Source organism: Desulfosalsimonas sp., assembly GCF_055149105.1.
Window position 1 is genome coordinate 20,790 of the sequence record NZ_JBSRLA010000052.1, and the last position, 6,811, is coordinate 27,600.

Consider the following 6,811-nt stretch of genomic DNA (forward strand, 5'->3'; position numbering starts at 1 on the left):
TAACTCCTTGGTGTTTTGTAAAAATTAATGGGTTGCCGCTGCCTTGCGGGCTTTTTCCCGGATCTCTTCGGGGTTTTCACCTTCCAGGTAATTATCTGCCTTTCGCCGGACCCAGCTCTTTGAACTCAGGTAATAAACCTTGGGATTGGTGTTGAGCCGTTCCAGCAGGCGAAAGGCGTTTTTGCTCCGGCTCAGGCTGTAGACCGCATGATCCGGATTGTGCAGGTCCCCGAAAGTAATTGCATTGGTGGGGCAGGCCCGGGCGCAGGCGGTCTGGTATTCATCTTCGTGCAGTTCCTCTCTGCCTTCCACATAGGCCTTGTCCCGGGCTTTCTGATACCGGTGGTAGCAAAAAGAGCATTTCTCCACCACTCCCCGCATGCGGGCCGATACATCCGGATTGAGGTATTTTTCCATGTCAGCGGGCCACTTGGGATCCCACCAGTTAAATTTCCGGGCATGGTAGGGGCAGGCGGCCATGCAATAGCGGCAGCCGAAACACCGGGTATAGATCTGGCTGACAATGCCGGTGGGATGATCATAATCCGTGGCCACCGCCGGGCAGACCGATACGCAGGGAGAATGGCCCTGCATGTGCTGGCCGTCACACTGCATGCAGGGCATTGGAATGTAGCAGACCTGTGTGTCCGGAAACGGCTTGCCATTGTCCACCTTCATTACCCGGATCCAGTTGAGACTCCGCATCTTGTCGGATTCATCCTGTCTGAACGGTACGTTGTTTTCAGCATAACAGGCCACCATGCAGGCGCCGCATCCGGTGCATTTGTCCAGATCAATGACCATCCCGTATCGTTTTGTCTTGGTATGTTGGGGTTGCTGTGTCATCAAAAGACCTCATTATCGGGTTATATGTCAAGGATGATGGCGATATCACGCTTTGGCAATCGCGGCTCTGGCCCCCCATGCGGCATTGAGTCCCGAGGCGGGGTCGACCGCCGGTGCAACCAGGCTGTAGACATTGGCGCCCTTGCCGGCGATGTAGTCGCTGAAGCCGGTGCGTCCAAGACCAGCGGGCATGGCCACCAGACCCGGCATGATACCTTCGAACAGGTTGACCCGAACCTCGGCCTGGCCTGCCCGGGTTTTTACCGTTGCCTTGTCTCCCTGGGAAAGTCCGTACTCGGATGCGGTTTTGGGGTTGATTTCAACAAACACATCGTTTTCCAGAAGCACATTTGCATCCAATGTTTTGGTCATAAAGGGGGTGTTGGCCACGGCACCGTCTGAAATACGCATGGAAGTGTACGGGACCAGCACCAGCGGCATCTTGGCAATGTCGCCGGGCAGCTCGATTTTTTCAACACCGGCATCCCCATTGCCGTTCATTGCCGCAAACTTCGACATTGGAAAAAATTCAAACCGTTGAGAAGACGTGCGGAAGATTTCATCCAGGGAGATATCCCGGGACTTGGAATCGCTCCAAAATCCCTGCGTTTCAAGTGTTTTCCACTGATCCGAGAGGCTTTTTTGGAGAAAATCCTCGTAATTTTTCCAGGGAAAGGCATTTTCAATAAAACCGCCAAGGTTTTTGGCGATTTGGATGACCACGTCGGCCGTGGGACGGGTGTCATATTGGGGCTTGACAACCGGCCGGGCCAGACTGATCACTGTTTCGGACATGCCGTGGGGCGTAGGTACATCCTGGTAGCTTTCCAGGAAATGGGGATGAGGCAGCAGCAAGTCGGCCTGCTCTGCGGTTTCGTCCATAAAAGTGGAGAAACTCACGATAAAGGGAATTTTTTCAAAAGCCTTTTTGGCGGCCTGGGTGTCTGCCAGTGTATAGAGCGGATTGCCGCCGGCCACAAGAAGGGCCTGGACCGGAGAATCACCTTTTGCCGAATTAATTGCTTCGGGCAGCCGGTTTGGCAGGTAGCGCGTATGGGAAAATCTTTCAGATCCAGCACCATCCACCCTTGGCTGCTGGTTGCCGGCAGAGGCGGTCTTGTCGATTTTCATTTCCGTCCAGCTCAGATAATCGGGCTCATCAATGAGAAAAACCCCGCCGGGTTTCTGGAAATTGCCGGCCAAAGCGTTTAGCGCAAATACGGCAAGCGCCTGATCCAGGCTATCCGGAGCTGCACTGCCAAGGCCGCTGACAGCAACGGGACGACGCGCCCGGGCAAAAGAGCGGGCCAGCGATTCAATAACCTTTTCAGACAATCCGGTGACTTTCGCCACCTTGTCCGGGGAGTGGTCCTGCACCAGGCTGCGGTAGCCGGGGTGTGTATTTCCGGCATCATCCTGCCAGTCTTCAAATGCAAAGCCGTGGTCGTCAATAAAGGCTTTGTTATAAAGCCCGTCGCGGACAATCACATGGCCGAGGCCCAGGGCCAGAACGGTTTCGGATCCGGGTTTGGCGGGCACCCACTGTGCGGCTTTGGCAGCGGTATCCGATAATCTGGCTTCGATCTGCACCAGCCGGGATTTTTTGTCCATCTCTCCGAAAGCCGACATCATCTGTCCGGCTGCATTACAGCCGTCCATGAGGGCTGATCCGAAGCTGAGGATAAAGTCGGCATTTTTGAAATCATAGCCCATGGTGCCCTGCCGGCCGCAGGAAAGGTACAGGGCCAGTTCCTGAGCGTCTGCTGAGGAGGGCGTGCGGATGAAATTGGGTGAGCCGTAAGCCTGTAAAAACCGGTCCAGGAGATATGATGAACCGTTTTTGTCGGTATCTGAAATGCATGCAACGGTGTGGGGTTTGCCCCGGGTACGCAGCTCGGCCAGTTTTTCAGTGACCGTCTTGATGGCCTCGTCCCAGGAGATTTTTTCCCATTTGCCCTGGCCGCGCTCACCTGCCCGTTTCATGGGGCCCTGGATTCTGGAAGGGCCGTAGAGGTGCTGGGTGGCGGAAATGGCCCTTGGACATAGACTGCCGTTGTTGACCGGATGATCGGGCTGGCCTTCGATTTTAATGGCCCTGTCGCCGATGGTGCGGACCGTTATGCCGCATCCGGCCGGACACTGGGTGCAGACCGATTTTACGAATTTGCTCGGGCCGTCTTCTGGTACCGGCGTCCAGGGCCAGTTCTGGGACCAGATGGCGATGTCGTCGGTGAGTTTCCATGGCACCGGGGTCAATGTTGTCCCCACGGCTCCGCCGATGACGAGCGACAAAAAACATCTGCGATCGATTTTCATGAATCTACCCCTTGTCTGTATATCCACATCGCGTCTGTGAGATTGGTGTTTCCCGCAAAGTCTATTTATGGCACTGAAAGCAGTCGCCTTTGCTGCCGGTTTCTTTCAGGTGACATTCAGCGCAGTCGTTCATTTTCTGGTGGCGGCCATGCTCGGCCTCGCCCAGGCGCAGCATGCTTTTGCCCCAGATGTCCCGGCTGTAGCCGGTAAGCCGGTTTTCCTGATATTCGCGCAGGGAGGTGGAGTGTCCGATATCCCCGTGGCAGGTGGCACACTGCATATCCGCGCCCTTGACATGGGCGGCATGAGAGAAAAACACACAGGGCGGCTGCTCGGCATAGATCAGCCAGGGCACTTCCTTGTCCTGGTTGACATATTCGTCTATGAATTTTTGTTCGTTTTCATTGCCGCTCATGGGGTACATATGGCAGCTTTTGCATTCTTCCAGGGTGGGAGATCCGGAAAAACTGCCGTCTTCTCTGAAGAAATGGCAGGCGTTGCACTGGCCGCCCATCTGCTCGAGATGGACCTGGTGGTTGAAATCGATGGGCTGTTGCTTGGTGGAGTACAGCAGTTTTGGAAAGGCGACCCATCCCGAGATGATGCTTGCGACCAATCCGATCATGAAGAAAACAAATACCACCCAGCCGGAGGAGCGGTTGCCGGCGGCGGCCGTTTGGTTGTCCGATTGTGTGCTCATGGGGACTCCGTCAAAACTGTTTGGGGTTCATCGGAAAATGGACAATACCACTCTTTCTTATAATGGATATATGTAAAGATCCGGAACAGATTTGATCAAGACAAATCCAATATCGGGTTTGAGCAAAATTGTCAATGAAAATAGCAAATGCGTTCTGCGCGCAGGCAGTACATGGCTTATTGGTAGCTGTGCAGCCCGGGCAGCAGGTTGACCCCGAAGTAGGTAAACAAAACCGCCACAAATCCGAGACATGACAGATAGGCGATGCGCCTTCCCTCCCAGCCCCGCATGAACCGGGCATGCAGCAAAGTGGCATAGATCAGCCAGGTAATCAGTGACCATGTTTCCTTGGGATCCCAGCCCCAGTAACGGCCCCAGGCCTGATCCGCCCAGATGGCGCCGGTGATAATACCCACGGACAGAAACAAAAAACCAAAGGCGATCATCTGGTGAGTGAGCTCATCCATTGTGTCCGCGTCCGGAAATCGTCCCACGGTTCCGGTGTCCGGGCTGGCTGATGCGGATTTGATCAAATACATGATGCTGATACCGCAGGCAATGGCAAATGCGGCATATCCCAGAAAGCAGGTGATAACATGGGCAATGAGCCAGTTGCTTTGCAGGGCCGGAATCAGGGGCTGGATCTGGCTGTCCACCGAGGGCAGCGAGGCATAGGCCATGGCCAGAAACGGGACAATGGAGGCAAAGACGCCAATGGTGCGGACCTTGTAGCGGTATTCTATCACCAGGTAAATCACGGCGATGCACAAAGCAAAAAACACCAGGGATTCATACAGGTTGGACAAGGGTACATAGCCGTAGCCCATCTGGTGGGATTCCGCCCATCTGAGCACAAAGCCTGCGGAATTGCCCGCAGCCGCCGCGATCAGCACTCCTGTGGCTGTTTTTCCCGGAAGGGATTTTTTAAATATCCAGGCGGCAACATAGAGAATAAAGGCCAGGCCATATATAAAAGTGACAATGGTAAATATGGTTTCGCTGTTTGGCATGGTTTGTCCTGTGCAGTATTTGACCGTTTGGCACGCGGTTATCCCGCAGTGCTTTGGTTTGTTTGTTTTTGAAGCTTTGCAGCCAGGCGGCGCACTGCGGTTCTGATGCCGGGCCGTTTGCGTTCAGAGATGCCCCCGACTGCAACCCGTACACCGGTGTCACTGTCCTGAACTTCAATGCCGATTTTTTGCTGAAACATGAAAAATGTCACGTAACAGGCCAGAATCATCAGGGCGAAACTGATATATACAAGCGGAACCCCGGGGTCCCGGGTCACCTGAAGGCCGGTGTAGTAGGTATACTCCACATCTTCAATGGATATGGCATAATCTCCTCCCCGCATCCGGTCGAATTTGGGATAGTTCACCGGCAGCAGCACCGGCCGCTGCTCTCCGGATGACGGATTCAGACTTGCCAGAAACGCCGGACCCACATTATGGCCCCTGAAAGCAAAATTGCCGGAAAAATCCTCCACAGTCAATTCCCCCTTACCTGCGGGAAGATCCACTGTTTCTCCCATGGCCCCCTGTTTTTCAAACCGCATCCCGGAATCGGTGTCGGTAAATACCACTGTAAATTTTTCAGCGGCGTTTTGTCCGTAGGAGGATTGGAAAATGTTGATGCCCTTGTAGCGGAGCGGATCATTGACCCGAAGCCGGTGCGTTTCAACCTCTTTTTCGTTTTCAATGATGGCGATGTCTGAGCGGTATTCCTTTGGCCGGCCGGAGGGGTAGTGGGAAACCGTGAAATCATCGCACCGCACGGAAAAATCCAGCTGCCGGGTCTCATCGGAATTGCGCAGGGTAATGCTCCGGCGGGTCTCACCCTCGGGTACGTTCATCATCCCCTCAAATCCGAATAAAGATCCGATCAGTCCTCCGATAACCAGCAGGACCACGCTCAGGTGAACGCCGTAAACCCCAAGGCGGGTCCACCGGCCCCTTTCCCCGAAGATCCACCAGGAATCGTTCTCCTGCCGGGTCTGCACGTGGGAATAGCGTTTTTGCATGTATTGTTCAATGGTGTCTTTCAACTCCCCGGCCGGGGTGTCTGGCACTTGCCATTCGATGCGGCCGGCGGCCTTTTTGAACCGATCCGGGTTGAAGTGGGTTTTTTTGGGGAAAATGACTTTCCATGTGGCTTTGAGCCTGCGCACTGAACAGACCACCAGATTGATGACAAGCAGGCACAACAGCAGCCTGAACCACCAGGACTGGTACATGTTAAAGATGCTGAGCGCATCGAGCACAGAATAAAGATCCGGCCCGAACTTGCGGGCGTATAGGGACGGATCCGCGTTCTGGGGAATGACCGTGCCGATAATGGATGTGGCTGCCAGGCTCAGCAGCAGCACCACGGAAAGCCGTACTGAGGCGAAAAAATCCCAGATCCGGTCCACGAAGGCGGCCGGAGCGGTTGAAGCGTGTTTCTGGTTGTTCATAAAAGGCCCTTTGCAAAAATTGAATCAAGCGCTTGTCCGGATGCAACAGGCGCATGGCGGATTTGTTTCGCGTCGGTTTGCCACCTCATACCAGATCCGTCCGCCCCAGGCAATAGCGATCGGAAAGTTGGCGGCATTTTTTTATTTGGCTGTAAGCCGGGCATCGTTGGTTGGTTTTGTCATCCGGGCGCTTATGAAGTTGGTTGTTTGAGATGGCCGATGTCTTGCCAGTTCAGACCCAGGTGACCGGCTGCGGCCCGGTCCACGGCCACCGGGTCAAACCCGGCGATGAGTTTTTTAACCGGCGGATCGCACTGCCGCCCGCCCAGGTGGGAGTCGGCCATGCCCACCGAGGCGTCAACCAGGCTCAGATCCGGCTGCCGGTAGCGGTTTAAATCGGGTGTGGCTCTTTTGCGATAACTTTCGATACCTGAAATCACAGAAAATATTGGCTTTACAGCCTTGACCCGTTGACGACTTCTGCCGGGATATTTTAT

Annotated in this window: 6 protein-coding genes; all 6 read right to left on the reverse strand. The window is 54.6% G+C overall.

Annotation, left to right across the window (positions count from 1 at the left end; genetic code table 11):
• Window positions 1-24: 24 nt before the first annotated feature.
• A complete protein-coding gene (gene qrcC / locus ACTCIA_RS12510) occupies window positions 25-846 on the reverse strand; it encodes a menaquinone reductase iron-sulfur cluster-binding subunit QrcC (RefSeq protein ID WP_463002149.1) in 822 nt (273 codons plus the stop codon).
• A gap of 45 nt (window positions 847-891) precedes the next feature.
• Window positions 892-3,162 (reverse strand): molybdopterin-containing oxidoreductase family protein, encoded by a 2,271-nt coding sequence (locus tag ACTCIA_RS12515; protein WP_463002150.1) that lies wholly within the window; start codon window positions 3,160-3,162, stop codon window positions 892-894.
• A gap of 61 nt (window positions 3,163-3,223) precedes the next feature.
• Window positions 3,224-3,862 carry a menaquinone reductase multiheme cytochrome c subunit QrcA gene (gene qrcA, locus ACTCIA_RS12520; protein WP_463002151.1) on the reverse strand — a complete coding sequence of 213 codons (639 nt, stop codon included), beginning with the start codon at window positions 3,860-3,862 and terminating at the stop codon, window positions 3,224-3,226.
• Between the two features lie 176 nt (window positions 3,863-4,038).
• Window positions 4,039-4,872 (reverse strand): c-type cytochrome biogenesis protein CcsB, encoded by an 834-nt coding sequence (gene ccsB, locus ACTCIA_RS12525; RefSeq protein ID WP_463002152.1) that lies wholly within the window; start codon window positions 4,870-4,872, stop codon window positions 4,039-4,041.
• 38 nt (window positions 4,873-4,910) lie between these two features.
• A complete protein-coding gene (gene resB / locus ACTCIA_RS12530) occupies window positions 4,911-6,314 on the reverse strand; it encodes a cytochrome c biogenesis protein ResB (protein WP_463002153.1) in 1,404 nt (467 codons plus the stop codon).
• Window positions 6,315-6,505: 191 nt separating this feature from the next.
• Window positions 6,506-6,811, reverse strand: a 306-nt coding sequence (locus tag ACTCIA_RS12535) for a DUF362 domain-containing protein (RefSeq protein WP_463002154.1), incomplete at its 5' end; no start/stop codon positions are given.

Coding starts and splice junctions, on each gene's coding strand:
- qrcC (WP_463002149.1), bottom strand. CDS start 846: ATGACACAGCAACCCCAACATACCAAGACAAAACGATACGGGATGGTC.
- ACTCIA_RS12515 (WP_463002150.1), bottom strand. CDS start 3,162: ATGAAAATCGATCGCAGATGTTTTTTGTCGCTCGTCATCGGCGGAGCC.
- qrcA (WP_463002151.1), bottom strand. CDS start 3,862: ATGAGCACACAATCGGACAACCAAACGGCCGCCGCCGGCAACCGCTCC.
- ccsB (WP_463002152.1), bottom strand. CDS start 4,872: ATGCCAAACAGCGAAACCATATTTACCATTGTCACTTTTATATATGGC.
- resB (WP_463002153.1), bottom strand. CDS start 6,314: ATGAACAACCAGAAACACGCTTCAACCGCTCCGGCCGCCTTCGTGGAC.